This window comes from Anabaena sp. CCY 9910, assembly GCF_963920875.1.
Classification (GTDB): Bacteria; Cyanobacteriota; Cyanobacteriia; order Cyanobacteriales; family Nostocaceae; genus Trichormus; species Trichormus variabilis.
In genome coordinates, this window is the sequence record NZ_CAWUDJ010000002.1 from 41757 (window position 1) to 60156 (window position 18400).

Below are 18400 nucleotides of genomic sequence, written 5' to 3' on the forward strand. Positions count from 1 at the left end.
AGTACAGAATCAAGCGCATCTTCATCAAGAAACTGTACTACACCCTCAAACCCCTAAACCCTCACACCCTTACACCCTCACACCCCTACACCCCTACACCCTTACACCCTCACACCCCTACACCCCTACACTCCTACACTGGTGAGAATACATAAGAACCAAAATCTGGTAAATTAGCTCGGAATGCTTGACCTATGAATTTGGGAACAAAATAATGAAGCCATTTCTTTTTGTCACCGATTTGGATCATACTCTGGTAGGTAATGATGCAGCCCTGGCAAAACTAAGCCAGATACTCACTCACCATCGTGAAGAATATGGCACAAAGATAGTTTATGCTACTGGGCGATCGCCTATTCTCTACAAAGAACTGCAAGTAGAAAAAAACCTGATAGAACCTGATGGGTTAGTTCTGTCTGTAGGTACGGAAATCTATCTTGATGGTAGTGGTCACCCTGACTCGGACTGGTCGGAAATTCTTGCTGAGGGTTGGAATCGGGAAATTGTCTTATCAGTAACTAAAAAATTTCCTGAATTAGTGCTGCAACCAGACTCGGAACAACGCCCTTTTAAAGTGAGTTTTTTCCTGCATCAAGAAGCTTCATTTAAGGTCATACCACAACTTGAGGCAGAGTTAGAGAAATATGAACTAAATATAAAGTTAATTTATAGTAGCGGTATAGACCTTGACATTGTACCATTAAACAGCGATAAAGGTCAGGCAATGCAGTTTCTTCGCCAAAAGTGGGAATTTGCAGCAGAAAGAACAGTTGTTTGTGGTGATTCAGGTAATGATATTGCTTTGTTCGCTGTAGGCAACGAAAGGGGAATCATCGTCGGGAATGCCCGACCAGAGTTGCTTCAGTGGCACAGTGAGTATCCCGCAGACCATCGCTACCTGGCAAAAAACTTTTGTGCAGGTGGAATTATTGAAGGTTTACAATTCTTTGGTTTCCTAGAATGATTAGCTATCTCAAAGGTATAGTCGCTGGTATTCAAAACGTAGGCAGCAATCGCGTCATTCTCACTCTTGAAGTGAATGGTATGGGCTATGATTTGCAAATTCCCCAACGATTAGCAAAGCAATTACCCACAACCGGAGATTTGGTGCAAATATTTACCCATTACCAAGTCCGGGAAGAAATACCCTTGCTTTATGGTTTCTCTTCCCCAGCCGAACGGGATTTATTCCGCCACCTATTGTCTGTTAGTGGTGTGGGTGCAGCCAGCGCGATCGCCCTCTTGGACACTTTGGAACTACCCGATTTAGTCCAAGCCATCATCGCCGCTAATGTCCAAATCTTAATTCAAGCCCCAGGAGTGGGTAAAAAAATCGCTGACCGCATTTGTTTGGAACTCAAAGCCAAATTAATCGAATGGCGCAAATCAGCAGGCTTCTTCGTCGCTACCGAAGGCCCAGCCCCCGGTATTCTCGAAGAAGTGCAAATGACTTTATTCGCCTTGGGTTACACTGCCCATGAAGTTAGTCACGCCCTACACGTAGTCAGCGAAGATATTGGTTTACCAAAAGATGCCTACGTGGAAGACTGGATTAAACAAGCGATCGCTCATCTTAGCAGTAGTGAGCAAGTTAGTCATTAGTCATCAGTCAACAGTCAACAGTCAACAGTCATCAGTTACTCCCCCACTCCCTAAAAGTTTTTGAATTTTGAATTTTGAATTTTGAATTATTATGCCCGATCCCTATGCTTGGTTACAAAACTCACTCCTAACCATCCATCGGGCCGATTGGTATCGTTCAGTGCAAACAATACAGGGTCGTGCTGGTGCAAGCGTGGTTTTAGGGGGGCAGGAAGTAATTAATTTTGCTAGTAATGATTATTTGGGGTTGGCTGGGGATGAACGCTTGATAGCGGCAGCCGTAGCTGCTACTCAAGAATTTGGGACTGGGAGTACTGGTTCGAGATTATTGAGTGGGCATCGAGAACTGCATGGGGAATTGGAAAAGGCGATCGCATCTTGGAAACAAACAGAAGATGCGTTAGTGTTTAGCTCAGGCTATCTGGCTAATATAGGAGTGATCGCAGCTCTGGTTGGCAAGCGTGATTTAATTTTATCTGACCAATACAATCATTCCAGTCTGAAAAATGGAGCTATCCTCAGTGGGGCAACAGTTAGGGAATATTCCCACTGTGAGGTAGAGGAACTGAAAACCCAATTACTTGAGCAACGGCAAAACTACCGACGTTGTTTAATTTTGACAGATAGCGTCTTCAGTATGGATGGGGATTTATGCCCTTTACCCGCTCTATTAGATTTGGCTGAACAATTTAGTTGTATGCTCCTAGTTGATGAAGCTCATGCTACTGGAGTGATGGGTAAAACCGGTGCTGGGTGTGTAGAACATTTTGGGTGTACAGGTAGACAATTAATCCAAATTGGTACACTGAGTAAAGCCTTGGGTAGTTTAGGTGGGTATGTAGCAGGAAGCCACTCCTTAATTGACTATTTGCGAAACCGCGCCCCTAGTTGGATTTACACTACAGGGTTATCACCCGCAGATACAGCCGCAGCCTTAGCAGCCATCAACATAGCTCGACAAGAACCACAACACAGGATGCAGTTGTGGCACAACGTTAATTACTTGAGAGAATTATTGCTAGAAATACCAAACCTGAAATTACTGCCATCAGCATCGCCCATACTATGTTTTCAGTTGTCAAGTCCCAGTGAAGCGCTACAAGTGGGTAAGCAACTAAAACAAGCAGGAATCTTTGCCCCAGCGATTCGCCCCCCCACAGTTCCTACAAGTCGGATCAGAATATCCTTAATGGCAACCCATAAACCAGAACATATAGAAAAATTAGTGGCAGTATTGGCAGACATCAACTAGTGATTGTGGCGATGAAAAGGACTCGCTACGATAGCAGTAAGAATTTATCGTATCTGAGTATGGCAACACAAGACACTCCACTTACGGGAGATGCACTGATTAAAGAAGTCTGTCGTCGGATTCGAGTAGCCCGCAGCTATTGGGATGCTCATAATAATGCTGCTTGTAGGGGTGAACGCGATCGCGCATTAGACCTTTACAACAAACTCAGCAAAGAACAAAAACAGCAGATTCCGCAAGTGCTACGAGTGTGGCTTCGCTACCGTAGTGAGAAATACTTCGGCGCACACCGAACACCACCCAAGTCATAACAATTAGAAAATACAGATTCTATAAAGGTTTCTGGGTTTGGATCTGTTTCATAATTTTGGTGTATTGGTATGAGACAGATTCATCCTTCCACTCAGTAACGCATATATAAAACAATACGGTTCAGTTAAGAGAATATTAAATTGGGTGTCGCAATTTCTCTTTTTATACAAATAAATAATTACTTACAAACGCTGGGATCAAAGCTGAGACACAACACGGCAAATATTTAGTCAAAGAATTTACATTTTTGTTGGCTTTATGACTATCGTAAATTTACTGGGATTGATATTATCAATCTGAAATCCTGTTATGTTCATTTTTGGTTTTGTACGAACACTACCTCAACTAGCCGCTAGTTTGCAAGTAGTTTTACTAGGTCAACTTATTAAAACGCATGAAACAGCAAAAAGCTCGACGCAACCGAGGTGTAACCTTGACCCTCCAAGGTTGGGATAAACTTCAAGCTGCCAAAGCTAAAGCAGAATGGGAAAAGAATGGTGGAGATAGCTTTTCTTTGGAAGAACTGAGCGATCGCACCCGTTTAGCTCTGCACACTATATCTAGAATCTTGGCACGCTTGGAACCTGTAGATAAAAGTTCCTTGCAGCTTGCTTTTGCTGCCTTTAATTTGGAGTTATCTCCAAGCGATTATACTCGTCCTACCTCAACCGTAGAAGAACTAGAAACTCGACAAGGAAACCCACAGTATGACTGGGCAGAAGCACCCGATGTATCTGTGTTTTTTGGTCGCAGTGAAGAATTATTGCAGCTACGACAATGGGTATTAGAAGAACGGTGTCGTTTAGTTGGACTGCTGGGAATTGGTGGTATTGGCAAAACCACTTTAGCGGTGAAGTTAGGGCTGCAAATTCAAGCCGAATTTGAGGTAGTGGTGTGGCGAAGTTTGCAAAATGCACCACCAGTAGATGAGCAAGTAACAAACATACTGCAATCTTTACTGTCGGCGTTGCAAAAGGAAATGGTGATTCCTGAAAGCTTTGATGGCAAATTAGCAAAGCTGATGGAATGTTTGCAATCAAACCGATGTTTGCTGATTTTAGACAATTTTGAGACAATTCTCTCTGGTGGTCAAGCTGGGCAATGTCGTCCTGGTTACGAGGGATACGGTCAATTACTCAAACGCATTGGCGAAGTACCTCATATTAGTTGCCTCCTGTTTACTTCTAGAGAAAAACCTAGAGAAATTGTACCCTTAGAAGGAGAAAGAACAGGAGTGCGATCGATCCCATTAAAGGGATTAAATCCTACCGAGGGACAAGAGTTATTCCAGCAAAAAGGACAATTCACAGGTACAGAACAAGAATGGCAATTACTCATCGAGCATTATGGGGGTAACCCCTTAGCACTCAAGATGGTAGCAGCCGGAACCCAAGAGCTGTTCGATGGTAGAATCGCCCCTGTTTTAGAGTATGTAGAACACGGGATACTAATTTTTGAGGACATTGGCGACTTGTTAGAACGGCAATTCTACCATTTGTCACCAGTAGAAGCGGAAGTAATGTATTGGCTGGCAATTAATCGAGAGCCAGTATCCCTTACCGAGTTAGTTGCTGATATAGTGACATCTTCTTCTCAGCGTCTTGTACCTTCAGCAATTAACTCTCTGTTGCAAAGGTCATTAATTGAAAGAAGTGGTAAGTATTTCTTTTTACAACCAGTTGTGATGGAATATACCACCCAGCGATTGGTTCAACAAATTCGTCAACAATTGTTAGGGGAAAAGTCTGCCCGTTTAGGCTTATTCCAAACCCATGCTTTAATCAAGGCAACAAGCAAAGACTTCATCCGGGAGACACAAAAGCAATTGATTGTGCAACCATTACTTGAGCAATTGTTGCTAGAGATGGGCAGTCAAGAACAACTAATAATTTTGTTACAGAATATATTGGAGCAGCAAAGACATCAAACTGCAATCTTAACTGGGTATGCAGGGGGTAATATCCTCAACTTTTTAGCGCATTTGCAAGTAAATTTACGGGAGTATGACTTCTCAAATTTGTGCATGAGGCAAGCTGACTTACAGCGTATCAATTTAGCTGGAGTCAATTTCCAAAATACAGCTTTTGATCAGTCTGCATTTGCCACAAGTTTAAAGAATATTTTTTCACTTGCCTTGAGTCCAGATAGAAAACTGTTAGCTACAGGGGATCAAGATGGGCAAATTCATTTGTGGCAAATGGCAAATAGAAAAAACCTGTTGACATTTAAAGGACATGAATGTGTAGTTTGGACAGTTGCCTTTAGTCCTGATGGACAAACCCTGGCAAGTGGTGGTCATGATGGATTAATCAAATTGTGGGATGTACAAACGGGAGATTGTCTCAAAACTTTAGCTCAACACAAAGGTATTGTTTGGTCTGTTCGCTTTAGTCCAGATGGACAAACTCTTGCAAGTGGTAGTTTAGACGCTTCAATTCGTTTGTGGGATATCCGTCGAGGTGAGTGTCTTAAAATATTGCACGGTCATACTAGTGGGGTATGTTCAGTCAGGTTTAATCCAGATGGTTCTATCCTGGCAAGTGGTAGTCAAGATTGCGACATTCGCTTATGGGATCTCAATACAGATAAATGTATAAAAGTTTTGCAAGGTCATGCTGGCAATGTACGCGCGGTTTGCTTCAGCCCAGATGGTAAAACTCTTGCTAGTAGCAGTAGTGACCACTCTGTTCGGTTATGGAATGTGAGTCAAGGTACTTACATCAAAACATTTCACGGTCATAAAAATGAAGTATGGTCAGTTTGCTTTAGTCCAGACGGTCAAACCATAGCTACAGGGAGTTATGACTCCAGTGTGAGGTTGTGGGATGTGCAGCAAGGTACCTGTATTAAAATTTTCCACGGTCATACCAGTGATGTGTTCTCAGTCATTTTTAGTTCAGATCGCCACATAGTTAGTGCTGCTCAAGATTTCAGTGTACGTATATGGAATATAAGTAAAGGCGTATGCGTGAGAACGTTACAAGGTCACTCCAGTGGGGCGTTTTCGGTCAGCTTTAACTCTGTATGCCCGACAGGAGTCGATTGTCTGTTGGCGACAGGTAGTATGGATGGTTTGGTTCGGCTATGGGATGTTGCATCTGGTGACTGTACTAAAATTTTACAAGGTCACACAAATTGGGTATGGTCAGTTAGCTTTAGTCCTGTTGGTTCTATATTAGCTAGTGGCAGTCATGACAAAAGCATTAAACTGTGGGATGTGATTTCTGGTCATTGTATTACAACTTTATACGGTCATCATGGTGGAGTAACATCAGTTAGCTTTAGTCCAGATGGTCAAACTTTGGCTAGTGCCAGTAGGGACAAGAGTGTAAAGTTGTGGGATATTCATAAGCGTAAATGTGTAAAAACATTAGAAGGTCACACGGGTGACATCTGGTCAGTTAGTTTTAGCCCGGATGGCAATACCTTAGCTACTGCTAGTGCAGACTACTTAGTTAAGCTGTGGGATGTGGATGAAGGTAAATGTATAATAACTTTGCCTGGTCACACTGATGGAGTCTGGTCATTGAGTTTTAGTCCAGATGGTAAAATACTCGCTACTGGTAGTGTCGATCACTCGATTAGATTGTGGGATGCTAGTAACTTTACTTGCTTAAAAGTGTTGCAAGGACATACTTCTACTGTATGGTCAGTCAGTTTTAGCCCTGATGGTTCCACTTTGGCATCCGCCAGTTCTGACCAAACAATCCGCTTATGGGATATGAATAACTTTACCTGTGTCAAAGTCTTGGATAGTCATACTAGTGGAGGATGCGCTGTTAGCTTTAATTCTGTTGGTAATATCTTGGTTAATACTAGTCAAGATGAAGTAATAAAGCTTTGGGATGTGGAAACATTTGAGCGGATTAAAACCCTGAAAGTAGATCGCCTTTATGAAGGGATGAACATTAGGGGGGTGACTGGGTTAACAGCAGCGCAGCGATCTGCACTCTTGGCTTTGGGGGCGGTAGAAGGTGTGGGGTAGGTTTTGTTACGGGTGATTGCTTTTTTGAGATAGGTGGTAAGGGGGCGATCGCCTCTAGAGTCTATTTATAGAGTAAATATTAAGTAGGGGAGGCAAAAAGCGGTGTAGATGTTCTTCCCGCTTTATTGCCGTTGTGTTACGGCTATGCAAGGATTTCGGAAGTCGAGCAAGTGGGAATTAGCCGTAACGCACCTTACAATTCCAAGTGTACTTGGTGCAAGATGTGAGCCTTCCACGGGCGCGATTAACGCTTCCGTAAAATATGAACTGAGCACATTTTGATGATATTTTTCAAAGCCTTACCGTATAAAGGCTTTAAAATGTGCAAGTTGAAAGTTAAGCCTCTTAAATAAACAGAAGGAAAGTTTGGCTGTTGTCCACAATTACCGTAATAATGTCCGTGATTGGTTCGATAAAGAAAGCGATCTCTACACAAGTATGGTTCCGTAATATCGGTTTAGCAGTAGCTTGAGAAAGGCTTTAGTCAACCCATCTGAAGTAAATTCTTTTACCGCTAATTCAAATATAACATTATTAATATCCTCAGCTTTGTAGCCTTCCGAGATCATCTTGTTTATAAATTTAGGTGCTATTGACAATGCCATCGTATAAGCTAATGACTGAATTCTTGTTCCGCGACAATTAGACAGATTTTCAATAAGGGGTTCAGCAATAGACTCAGAAGGTTTATCAAATAAAACTTCTTTTATTTTCTCCAATATTTCTCTATCTTTTTCTGTTAGTATACTCTTCCGCACAATTTCATTTGTAGACGTGTCTTCAGAAATTCCGGGAAATAATTCGCTAAAATTGCTTGAAATTTTTGATGTTACTTCTTTCGTAATAACCTTTTTAAATGCCTCATGTTTATCAGATTCAGTTAATGCGATAGCGCTGTATTCAAAAGCTTTAGACAATAAAGATGTATATTCATTTAATGTGAAAACCGCACCCAATATTTCTCCGCTTAATGATGCAAAATCACTGCTATACTTCTTGTCTATTTCAAATTGACTTAATCTTTTTACTTGAGTGTCAAATATATAATCAACAAGTTTAGAAGCAGCAGATGCAGCAAATGGTGCAATTGGAGTAAAGTATGCACCTGCAACAACACTAGCAGCTGTTTTTGCCATATATTGCTTTGCTTCAACAGTTTCATCGTTGCGTAACAGGTTACGTAGTAAATGCGTTCCTACAATCAATCGTGGCAAACTTAATAGACTTAGAAATCTCATACTATTGTCTCCCGGATTTTTAGTCAACGTTATTTTTAGCACTTAAGCAAGTGTAAGTTTTAAAGCAAACTTATTGTTTTTACTGGATTTTATTTATTCATAAAATAAAAACAATGAGATTATAAATGTACCGAACCATACTAAAGTTGCATAACCTAAAAGTTTAGGAAGCAATATTGTTGCTTCTATATATCTTTGGAAAAGAGAGGATGAATATGCAAAAAATGACTGATTATTTATACTTACAATTTTCAATCGCTTAATTCTTGGTTGACGATTCGCAGTGTGGTAGATGACTCGCATAAAGATTTATTGGGAAAGTGCGATGTAGCTTTTACATACCCTAGTTTGCCTACGTTCCTCTACTTACACCAGGCAACTTTAGCAAGTTATCTTCAACTTATTTTCAACTTAAGTGTTTCAGAAACAAGCGATCGCCTACATCAACCCTATTACCAAAAGTGCGTAGAAGCTCTGCTTCTTGTCGCCAGACATCCCATGATATTTATCAAAATGCCTAATTACTTTCCCATTTCCCTAAATTCAGCAAGCAAACCGGAGTTTGCTTACTCATTTGCTTTAAATGCTTTCTCATTTCAGTAGATTCAGCAAGCAAACTGGAGTTTGCTTATTCATTTGCTTTAAATGCTTTCTCATTTCAGTAGATTCAGAAAGCAAACCGGAGTTTGCTTATTCATTTGCTTTAAATGCTTTCTCATTTCAGTAGTTCGCGCATTTATAACAATGATCGCTTGTAGCAAAAGTTGTTGTAGATTTGCCAAAATTCTCTCAGGCTAATCATACGGATATTTTTTAAGGTAAAGAATATCAACCGTACTATGTTACAAGGTGTATGTCATGGCGCGTAGAAAAAGAAGCTCTCCTGTGTTACAAAAAGCAGTGCGGCGTGCGGCTGGTATGAACTCAATTGATCCAAATTTAGATGTGGGTAATGGACTCACTCTACCTGTTTTCTCAACTTTAATTGAGACGATGCGAACTAAAGAGAATGCCTACAACAGTGCTCTTTCTAACCTAGATAAGTTATATCGTGAAATGCTCGAAACAGAAAGTAAATTAGGAGATATGGCAGAACATATGCTGATGGGAGTCGGCGTTCTATATGGTAAAAGCAGTGTAGAGTATGGCATGGCGGGAGGAGTTCCTAAAAACCAACGCAGCAAGGGATTGCGGGGTGAGTCGTTAACTTCTAGTCCTCAGCAACCGTCATTTGTTGCCAATGTAGATGGTAACGGAAATGGAAAAAAACCAGCACCGACAAGTTAGGATGTGGGCTGTGACTGAAATTTTGTAAGGTGCAAATCTGGCGATCGCCGTTTTCCATGAAAGCGATCGCCCACATCGCCACATTCAGCCAATAATCGAAAGAGCGATCGCAGAGTGTCTTTAGGCTTGTCGCTGACTAATAAGTAAATTAAAACATTTGTACCCTTTTCTCCAGCAACTCTTGACTTCACAGCATTATCTTGCGAAGCTAATAATTAGAAAAACTAAATAAAATTCATTATGCCTGACTGGTTAAAGTTCCTTTCTCGCATCAACCCGTTAATTTATCAGGTTGATGCTTTACGCGGCACTACGTTATTGCTTAGGTCAAGCGTATATGGCTTTGGTCTGGATTGTACAATTCTCTTATTAGCATTAATAGGTTTAAACCTCATCTGTGGCAAACTTTATCCACAGGTGATGATGTAATTAGGAGAATTACGATACTCATGAAGCTCGATAAATCCTCTCAAGAAGGTGCAACTTCCGCAGAATGTGCCGCCAAAGTAATGGAAACTGTACCCTCAGTCATGAGGTTTATCCGAGCTAAGATGCGAGCGCACAAAGCCGCTTTTTTATCGATACCACAATTGCGATCGCTAGCATTTCTCAATCGTAACCCCGGAGCGTCTTTATCTGATCTAGCAGAACATTTAGGTGTCACTTCTGCTACAGCATCAGCCACAATCGAACGGCTAGTACAACGGGATTTAGTGCAACGGATTCACCATCCACAAGAGCGCAGACGTATTGTTCTCACTCTGACTGATGAGGGAAAATCTATTTTGCAACAATCCTTAGATGAAACACGCGCCCAAATTGCTGATCTTTTGGAAGGTCTGACAGCCGAGGAAATATCCCAAGTTGAAAAAGGATTGGCTTTACTCAAAAATGTCTTCGATCAAACGGAATTCACCCCCCCCAAGCGCTGAAGCTAACCAGCACGACCCCTTTGCCGCTTTGAGGTTTCGAGACTATCGCCTATTTACATTAGGACGTGTATTGCTGTCTGTGGGATCACAGATGCAGACTGTAGCTATTGGTTGGGAACTCTACGAACGCACTAACTCAGCTATGGTGTTAGGTGGCGTAGGGTTAGCCCAAGTCTTACCAATGATTGCCCTCACCTTAGTTGCTGGAGATATTGCCGATCGCCGTTCACGCAAACTGACTATATTATTGTCAGTAATGTTATTAGCGCTCTGCTCCCTGGGTTTAGCAATACTTTCTTATACTAGAGGCGCAGTATTTTTAATTTACGGCTGCTTGGCGTTAATTGGTGTGGGTAGAGCATTTCTCAAGCCTGCCAGTGATGCAATTATGTGGCAGTTAATACCTGTGAACGCTTTTACCAATGCAGCTACTTGGAATAGTAGCAGCTTTCAGTTAGCATCGGTGGCTGGCCCGGCTTTGGGTGGTTTGGGGATTGCTGTACTAGGAAGCGCCACAGGAGTATACATATTAGCAGCGATCGCTGGTTTTTTGTGTTTTCTCTTCATGGCAGCAATCAAAGAGAAAAAAGTTGAGCGTGTTACTGAACCCATCTCCTTGCAAGCACTAGCAGCCGGTGCTAAGTTCATCTGGGAAAATCAGTTAATTTTGGCAGCCATTACCTTAGATATGTTCGCCGTTTTATTAGGAGGCGCAGTTGCACTGTTACCAGTCTTTGCCAAAGATATTTTGCAGGTGGGGCCAGTGGAATTGGGATATCTACAAGCAGCGCCTTCTATCGGCGCTTTAATTATGGCTGTGACTTTAGCCTACCTACCACCATTACGTAAAGCTGGGACAGCTTTATTGTGGTCTGTGATTGGCTTTGGTGTAGTAACAATTATCTTTGGGCTTTCCCGATGGTTTTGGTTATCCCTAATCATGCTTACCCTGAGTGGCGCACTAGATACTATCAGCGTAGTCATTCGCCATACATTGGTACAAATCAGAACCCCTGACCAATTACGCGGTCGAGTTGCAGCGATTAATAGCGTATTTATCAGCGCTTCCAATGAGTTGGGAGGTTTTGAGTCTGGTCTAACGGCGGCTTTATTCGGCCCAGTGCTTTCCGTAGTTGGTGGCGGTATTGGCACGATTTTAGTCGTGGTTGCTACGGCTGCGATTTGGCCGGGAATTGTCAAGTTAGGGTCACTGCAAGAGTATGAATAACAATTCAAAAATTACGAAAGTTCCGTTACTTCTAATGTCTCTCAATTGTGAATAGGTATAAACCTGGTTAAGTTAACGTGAGTCTCCAATGGAGGCGCACGTTAACTTAAAACATCACGGATTCCAAAATCTAGGCATCTGATGTACAAAATTAAATTGCTGATTGACGCTAGTAGAAGGGGCGGCTGGGTATCCATATTGGCGAATGATCCGCCTGAGTCGTTCTTGTTGTTCAGGAGATAACTGACTATTTGCTTGAGTAGGCGATCGCCCAATAGCAGTTTCATTGTAGTTGCCCTTATACCACCTTGCTGATACTAATACCCAACCGTTACTAGTTTTTTCCCATATATCTTCGTATGGAGTTTGGCTGTGTATGCGTTTATTACCAATTACGTAATCAGAGTATGATAGACCCATAACTTCTGCTCGATTTCCATTAACATTGATACGAATAAATTCGTCACGGTGTTGATATTGACTAGCTTGTTGAAATAACTTGTACGTACTTTGAATGTGTTCTGTGAAATTAGTTAAACTGCCATCTGATCCGCGACCTTGAAAACCAATTGACCAGTAAGCGTAACATTGTTGGATCAATCTAGCATTGCAACCATCACTCATCCACTGATATCTGCGGATAATCTCTTGTCTATCCGATTGTGTGTTGGCTTTTGCCATACCACCATTGATGAATATTGAAGCTGTTAATAAGGTTGTGAGTAAAATATTGCCTTTCTTCATAATATAACCTTACCAATGATTCCTTTATTGAACAGATTAAAGGAGATATTGATATAGTGCATTCAGTTTTTATGCTGGTTGATGTGCAGGAACTATCATCAAAAATTGCAGAAAAATGTATTGACTATATATTTTAGTAATACTAAAAAAGAAAATTAACGACACTCACGACTCATCACCATCTCCCCGTTCGCTAGTCGATATACTCCTTGTGGTTCAATAATAGCGTCGCCTTTCTTCCACCCACTAGCTACAATATTATTACTGACACTCTGCACATCTCCTGTGGCATAACTAGAAGCCTTAAGCTCACCAGGACGAGTTGGTAAACCACCAGTCCCGGTAATAATAAAAGTTCCTTCTTGTCTAGGACTGCGAGCAATGCAACTATTAGCAATCAGTACGGTAGTATCAATGGGATTAGCTTGTAAATCTGTGAGTCCGTTTTGGATAGAGCTAATATCAGGTACACCAATAATGTTGCCAGAGATTGTCCCTGTAGCGTTAATGTCAGGGCGAGTATTATTAACTAGTGACTGAAGACTATTTCTGTCAGATATTGTTTGTCTAGCCGTGTAGAGAACATTGCTAAATACAGCACGGGTATTGAATTTAATATCACCGCCTTGTCCCTCTGGTGCAAAGGCAAGAATATCGCTATCCTCCAAGGCAATGATAATATCTGCGGTGAGGGAAATTCCCCCACCTCTACCGTTACCACTAGATAAATCAGTACGAATGTCGCTGTTATTCCGTAGGTTGATATTTCTAGCATTAACACTGATATTTCCACCACCGGCTCTTTCAGATCGTGCGCTGATTAAACCGTTATCGGCATTATAATTGCCTGTGGCAACAATATTAATATTCCCGGCAATCCCACTTCCTTGACTTAATGTGGCCACAAGGACGGGAGCATGCAAGTTAGAATTAGGAGCTAATAAGTTAAGGTCAGTTGTAAATAGGAATATATTCCCCGCATCTCCACTAGAACTAGTGCTAGCCACCAAACCAGTATTACCATTTAAGTCGGTGTTGCTCAAGATGTTAATTTGATCTGTAGCATTAATGGTAATGTCACCAGCTTTACCACTAGCCTCAGTGCCTGTTACTACTACTCCACCATTCAATACCTCCATGACGCGGGTATTGATCAAAATATTACCTGCATCACTACTATTTGCTGTTGATGTCGATACACTACCGTTGTTTAAGACACGGAAATAATTTGTATTAATGATGATATCGCCAGATTGACCAAATGCACCGCTTTGGGTTTCCGTCAAGATTGCACTCTCAAAACCATCTGCATTAGTTCCTGAAATAGTGACTGCATCTGTAGCATTGATACGAATAGTTCCACCTTTACCCTGTCCACCAGGTAAATTTCCTTCTGGTGGGGCAACTATAGTATCAATCCCACCACCATTAGTTAAAGTTAGCCTCTGTGTCTGGATGTCAATATCACCACCATTCCCAACTGCGCCAGCACCAATTCGGCTATTGATCACACTATTATCGATTACCACCCCATCATTGCTGAAGATATTGATATTACCTGCATTACCTTGACCGAAAGTCCCGGCTGATATAGTTGCGTTTGTTAGCTGTAAATTTTGAGTACTAATTTTTAAGTCACCACCGTTACCTACAGCGATCGCATTATCATTAAAAGCTGAAACACCAGTGAAAATTATACTAGGGCGGTTGCCATTAGAGCTAGTTAACTCAACAGTATCTGATGCGTTGATAGTAATATTACCTGCATTTCCCCCTAAATTATTAGCAGCTTCTACGCTAATATAACCACCATTTCTAACAATCAGATTTCTGGTATTCAGGTTTATGTCACCAGCACGGCTGCCACTAAAAGTTCTGGCAACTAAACCCGTAATTATATCTGTTGCACCTTTTGCATCTATTTCTATTAATTCATTAGCTGTGATATTAATATTTCCGCCATAACCGATTGTTTTCCCCGGCGCTGGTTCGTCAGAACTAGATGAGATGAAACCCCGATTTGTGAGACTAATTCTTTCTGTTTGGATATTGATAGTCCCAGCATTACCTATATTGGTAAGAACGCCTGTAAAAGATAATGAAGCTGCACTAATTGAAGACGCGTCTATAGTGATATCAGGAGCATTGATATTAATTTGACCAGCATTGCCACTGCCAAATGTATTAGCTGCTATTTGAGAATCATTTTTTAGATTTAAGCGATTGGTAATAATTGATAAATCACCTGAATTACCGTTTTCAAAAGTACCAGTAAGAATGCTAGCATTGTTCAAGTCAAGGGAATCAAAAGCTTGAATTTTAATACCTACAGAATCATTTCCTGATGAATTAAAAGCACGGATTAAAGCGCCATTTGCAAGGGAAACTTTTTGTGCTTGGATATTAATACTATCACTTAAAATCACATTAGCAAGAAGCCCCTGATTTAGGGAAAGAGTGTCAGTAACTTTAATATTAACAATTCCTGATTTACCTTGTGCAGTAATCGCTTGAATGCTGCTACCATTCTTCATATTTAGTGATTGAGCAACAATGTTGATATTGCCGCTATCTCCTGTCCCTAGTGATAAATTTCCAATACCACTACCTTCAGTTAGGTTGACAATTCCCGTTGCATTAATGGATATATCCCCAGTTTTACTATCAGGTTTTCCTTGATTAGCAAATATGCCAGTAAAAAGATTAGTAGAATTGAGTAAATTTAAATTATTAGCGTTGACTACAATATCACCACCACCAGCACCAGCAACAAGAACTCCAGTATTATTTATTAATGCAATATCTGTCCTAGCTACTCCCTGGGGAAAGCTTAAACTTAAATTATTACCGTTAACATTTATTCCTACGGAGCCAGGTGCAGTTAATCCGCCAATTTCGACTCTCCCATCTAATGCTCCTAGTCTTCCATTATCCAGCAAAATTCCCCCAGTGGCATGAGATGTGGGTGCAATATTACCACCAAGTAAGATTAAACTTTTATTATTAGGAACTCCTAAATAGCCGCGATTTTCAATGGAGTTTATACCCTGATTAGCGATTTGGTTAAATAAGAATGCTGTAGGATTGACCCTAAGTAGATGATTATCTGGTGAAACTGATGAATTTAAAGAAAATTCAGCACCACCAGGAAATTGAATAGCATTAGCTGTGGTAGCGACAAAAGAACCACCAATATTTAAGCTAGCATTTGTGCCAAAAATAATGCCGTTGGGATTGATTAAATATAAATTGGCAGTCCCTTGAGTACCTATTCTGCCTTGAATATTGGAAGCTGTGCCACCTGTTACTCGTGCAAAGATATTAGTTAAACTAGGGTCATTGATAAAAATTGCTGCACCATTACTAGGAACATTAAAACTAGCAAAACTGTGGAATAAATTAGTGTTGCCAACTGTTGTGCCACCTAAAATAAAGGAGTTGAAACCAATATCTATAACTTGTGTTTCTAAGGTTTGGTCGGCTGTGACCTGTGCCAAAATTTTTCCATTTGTTGTTAAAGTCACGCTGACTAATAAGCTTAAGGTCAAACACCGATTTAAATAATTTCGTTTAATCACAATTTTGCTTTCAAGCAAATTTTATATAAGGTTTGTTAAGTTAAAATTCTTGAGCGATCGCCGAGGAAATATTTCCACTATCATCACAGTTGATTATTGTTGTTGAACCATCAATTTCTACTCTAATTATCAAATTATTCGCTTTATATCGTCGTGCTTGCTGTTTCTCCACATCCATAAAATTAAACCCCAGCAAAACATATCCTTTGGCAGAAGTATATAGTTGCATTGTTTGCTCTACAGTTCTCAAGCCGCCTTTACCGTCGGGAGAGATAGTTCTCATTTTCCCTGAATAACCTTGCATTTTTAACCGCCCTACGTGAGCATTCCCCTTAGTTGTCCAGTCTAATTGCCAGTCTAAGTTTAGGCGATCGCTATGATTTGGCTGAAGCAGTTGTAAAGGAGCGTTACAAATATTGTATGTCCGGGGTGTAGCCACCTGATGAATCTGGATATTCTCTAGTCTGAGAGTCTGTAGACGACTGAGGACTGGTGATGAGCTTTGATTGTGAACAAGTGGTTTAATTATTGGTAAATCTGTAGGATTTTTCTTAGTTAAATTTGCGGAGGAATTAATAAAATAAGAGAGAAATTTACTAATATTTATATTAGGAGTATGACCTTTTGTGGCTCTGGAAGCAGGAAGAGAAATTTCATCCGCCATCGCATCGATATTATTAATTAATATCTGTGTCCAAATTCCCTTACCCACAATAATTGCTACTATCGATGCCAATATTAAAGATATTCCAGGAGTTTTGACAAGTTTTCTATTTTGAGTGATAGCTAAAAATTTGCCAATAAATTTATTAGTAGTTATTCTGCCAAAACTGCTGAATTTAATGACAGTGCATATCGGGGATGAAGACGATGATATTGATGTCTGTATTTGATGATTTAAAACTTGTGATAAACTTATAATTGCCTGTAAACATTCCGAAGCAGACTGATAGCGATGATGGGGATTGTAGGCTATCATTCTATCTAAAATCTCTGCTAAATCCTCTCTAATTTTTATGCGATCGCGCCAAACAATTTGCCCTGTATACGAATCTAAAAGTTTTATAGAATGTAAGCCGGTGAGCGCCTCAATGGCTATCATTCCTACTGCATAAATATCACTACAAAGCATCGGATTTTGCCTTAACTGTTCCATCGGCATATATCCCGGTGTACCAATAATAAAGCTAGTTGAGACTTTTTTACCCTTGTTGTTGATAATTTGCGTACCTATTTCTTTAACAGCACCAAAGTCAATTAAAACAATTTTATTGTCGCTGCTACGTTTGATTAAGTTTTCTGGTTTTAAATCACGGTGGATGACTTGATTTTGATGAACAAAATCTAGAACTTCTAAAATATTCTGCAACAAGGAAATAACTTGAGTCTCACTCCATTTTCCAGAATTACTAAATTCTGTACGCAGATTTATACCATGAATAAATTCTTGGGCTATAAAAAACTCTTCATCCTCTCGAAAAAAAGCTAATAATCTGGGGATTTGGTCGTGACTTCCGAGTCTTTGTAGCGTTACCGCTTCTCGATTAAAAGCTCGTTGTAACCACATTATTGTAGACTGGTTGGTATTTTGAGGTTTAAGTCTTTTAATAACACATTGATAATCCCCTGGCTGATCCTTATCGATAGCTAAATAAGTCTCACCAATACCGCCCTCTCCTATTTTGTCTGTAATATAATAGCGACTACGAAGTGTTTTCCCAATCAGAGATGCTCCTGACATGAAGATACCTCTGTTTCTATAGTTAGAGGATGTTGTAAAAATCCATAGCAAAAAACCTCCAGTTAAGTTGATAGTCACAACTAGAAGTCGTAACTATACAGATAAAACCCGCCTGTGCGGGTTAAGAGATTTCAGCAAATGGTGTAATAGAGAACACACCCACTAATTTAAACTTGATATTTGCAATCAAAAAGAGAAAAAAATGTATTTTTAATTGCATAAAAATGTATTGTCTAAATATTTCAGATCGTGTATTCCACATATAGTCGCAGCCAGATAGATTAAGACATTAAGCTAAGATAAAACCCTGAAAACACAAAGCTTTCAAGTCTGTCAACCGTTAACAGCTATATCTTTTCAGTCTCTAAAGTCCTGCAAAACCAGGACAATCTTCATTTGCGCTGAAAAAGAATACGGTTTTCTGCAACTTTGCATACATGAAGTTGCATACATCGGTACTAAATTCTGCATTTCAGACTGCATAAAACATAAACGACTAAT

Annotated in this window: 14 protein-coding genes and 1 pseudogene; 10 read left to right on the top strand and 5 right to left on the bottom strand. The window is 40.4% G+C overall.

The features are described 5' to 3' along the window. Nucleotides 1-214: 214 nt before the first annotated feature. From ACM5QX_RS02695 to ACM5QX_RS02715, 5 genes are all read left to right on the top strand, one after another. Nucleotides 215-964 carry a sucrose-phosphate phosphatase gene (locus ACM5QX_RS02695; protein ID WP_414752276.1) on the top strand — a complete coding sequence of 250 codons (750 nt, stop codon included), beginning with the start codon at nt 215-217 and terminating at the stop codon, nt 962-964. Further along, entirely contained in the window at nt 961-1602 is a 642-nt protein-coding gene (ruvA, locus tag ACM5QX_RS02700) for a Holliday junction branch migration protein RuvA (protein ID WP_011319573.1), read from the top strand. Before ACM5QX_RS02695 ends, ruvA begins: the two co-directional genes overlap by 4 nt. 91 nt (nt 1603-1693) lie before the next feature. Continuing rightward, a complete protein-coding gene (gene bioF, locus ACM5QX_RS02705) occupies nt 1694-2854 on the top strand; it encodes an 8-amino-7-oxononanoate synthase (RefSeq protein ID WP_414752277.1) in 1161 nt (386 codons plus the stop codon). Nucleotides 2855-2913: 59 nt separating this feature from the next. Next, complete coding sequence (locus ACM5QX_RS02710) at nt 2914-3165, top strand: hypothetical protein (protein ID WP_041456226.1); 252 nt, start codon at nt 2914-2916, stop codon at nt 3163-3165. A 395-nt stretch (nt 3166-3560) separates the two neighbouring features. After that, nucleotides 3561-7151 (top strand): NB-ARC domain-containing protein, encoded by a 3591-nt coding sequence (locus tag ACM5QX_RS02715; RefSeq protein WP_414752278.1) that lies wholly within the window; start codon nt 3561-3563, stop codon nt 7149-7151. A gap of 428 nt (nt 7152-7579) precedes the next feature. On the opposite strand, the gene ACM5QX_RS02720 is transcribed toward ACM5QX_RS02715, so the two are convergent. Further along, nucleotides 7580-8416: a hypothetical protein gene (locus tag ACM5QX_RS02720; RefSeq protein WP_414752279.1), complete on the bottom strand. Its 837-nt coding sequence runs from the start codon at nt 8414-8416 to the stop codon at nt 7580-7582. Between the two features lie 258 nt (nt 8417-8674). On the opposite strand from ACM5QX_RS02720, the gene ACM5QX_RS02725 reads away from it, so the two are divergent. After that, nucleotides 8675-8992, top strand: coding sequence for a hypothetical protein (locus ACM5QX_RS02725; protein ID WP_414752280.1), 318 nt, complete (start codon nt 8675-8677; stop codon nt 8990-8992). 255 nt (nt 8993-9247) lie between these two features. Continuing rightward, on the top strand, nt 9248-9676 hold the full coding sequence (locus ACM5QX_RS02730; RefSeq protein ID WP_414752281.1) for a hypothetical protein: 429 nt from the start codon (nt 9248-9250) through the stop codon (nt 9674-9676). Here ACM5QX_RS02730 and ACM5QX_RS02735 read toward each other — a convergent pair. Then, nucleotides 9673-9867: a hypothetical protein gene (locus ACM5QX_RS02735; RefSeq protein ID WP_414752282.1), complete on the bottom strand. Its 195-nt coding sequence runs from the start codon at nt 9865-9867 to the stop codon at nt 9673-9675. The genes ACM5QX_RS02730 and ACM5QX_RS02735 overlap by 4 nt on opposite strands. Nucleotides 9868-9913: 46 nt before the next feature. Here ACM5QX_RS02735 and ACM5QX_RS02740 point away from each other — a divergent pair. The 3 genes and pseudogenes from ACM5QX_RS02740 to ACM5QX_RS02750 all read left to right on the top strand — a co-directional run. Then, nucleotides 9914-10105, top strand: a pseudogene (locus ACM5QX_RS02740) (multidrug ABC transporter permease); the annotation flags it as partial. 20 nt (nt 10106-10125) lie between these two features. After that, on the top strand, nt 10126-10608 hold the full coding sequence (locus tag ACM5QX_RS02745; protein WP_011319566.1) for a MarR family winged helix-turn-helix transcriptional regulator: 483 nt from the start codon (nt 10126-10128) through the stop codon (nt 10606-10608). Continuing rightward, complete coding sequence (locus ACM5QX_RS02750) at nt 10568-11836, top strand: MFS transporter (RefSeq protein ID WP_414752283.1); 1269 nt, start codon at nt 10568-10570, stop codon at nt 11834-11836. The genes ACM5QX_RS02745 and ACM5QX_RS02750 overlap by 41 nt, the downstream gene beginning before the upstream one ends. Nucleotides 11837-11950: 114 nt before the next feature. On the opposite strand, the gene ACM5QX_RS02755 is transcribed toward ACM5QX_RS02750, so the two are convergent. The 3 genes from ACM5QX_RS02755 to ACM5QX_RS02765 form a co-directional block, all read right to left on the bottom strand. Beyond that, a complete protein-coding gene (locus ACM5QX_RS02755) occupies nt 11951-12580 on the bottom strand; it encodes a hypothetical protein (RefSeq protein WP_414752284.1) in 630 nt (209 codons plus the stop codon). Nucleotides 12581-12735: 155 nt separating this feature from the next. Further along, entirely contained in the window at nt 12736-16158 is a 3423-nt protein-coding gene (locus ACM5QX_RS02760) for a filamentous hemagglutinin N-terminal domain-containing protein (RefSeq protein ID WP_414752285.1), read from the bottom strand. A gap of 40 nt (nt 16159-16198) precedes the next feature. Next, nucleotides 16199-17899, bottom strand: a complete 1701-nt coding sequence (locus ACM5QX_RS02765; RefSeq protein WP_414752286.1) for a protein kinase domain-containing protein — start codon at nt 17897-17899, stop codon at nt 16199-16201. Nucleotides 17900-18400 lie beyond the last annotated feature (501 nt).

Bases quoted from the DNA above. Each gene is read 5' to 3' on its own strand.
- ruvA (WP_011319573.1), top strand. From the start codon at position 961: ATGATTAGCTATCTCAAAGGTATAGTCGCTGGTATTCAAAACGTAGGC.
- ACM5QX_RS02765 (WP_414752286.1), bottom strand. From the start codon at position 17,899: ATGTCAGGAGCATCTCTGATTGGGAAAACACTTCGTAGTCGCTATTAT.
- ACM5QX_RS02730 (WP_414752281.1), top strand. From the start codon at position 9,248: ATGGCGCGTAGAAAAAGAAGCTCTCCTGTGTTACAAAAAGCAGTGCGG.
- ACM5QX_RS02745 (WP_011319566.1), top strand. From the start codon at position 10,126: ATGAAGCTCGATAAATCCTCTCAAGAAGGTGCAACTTCCGCAGAATGT.
- ACM5QX_RS02755 (WP_414752284.1), bottom strand. From the start codon at position 12,580: ATGAAGAAAGGCAATATTTTACTCACAACCTTATTAACAGCTTCAATA.
- bioF (WP_414752277.1), top strand. From the start codon at position 1,694: ATGCCCGATCCCTATGCTTGGTTACAAAACTCACTCCTAACCATCCAT.
- ACM5QX_RS02695 (WP_414752276.1), top strand. From the start codon at position 215: ATGAAGCCATTTCTTTTTGTCACCGATTTGGATCATACTCTGGTAGGT.
- ACM5QX_RS02750 (WP_414752283.1), top strand. From the start codon at position 10,568: ATGTCTTCGATCAAACGGAATTCACCCCCCCCAAGCGCTGAAGCTAAC.
- ACM5QX_RS02710 (WP_041456226.1), top strand. From the start codon at position 2,914: ATGGCAACACAAGACACTCCACTTACGGGAGATGCACTGATTAAAGAA.
- ACM5QX_RS02715 (WP_414752278.1), top strand. From the start codon at position 3,561: ATGAAACAGCAAAAAGCTCGACGCAACCGAGGTGTAACCTTGACCCTC.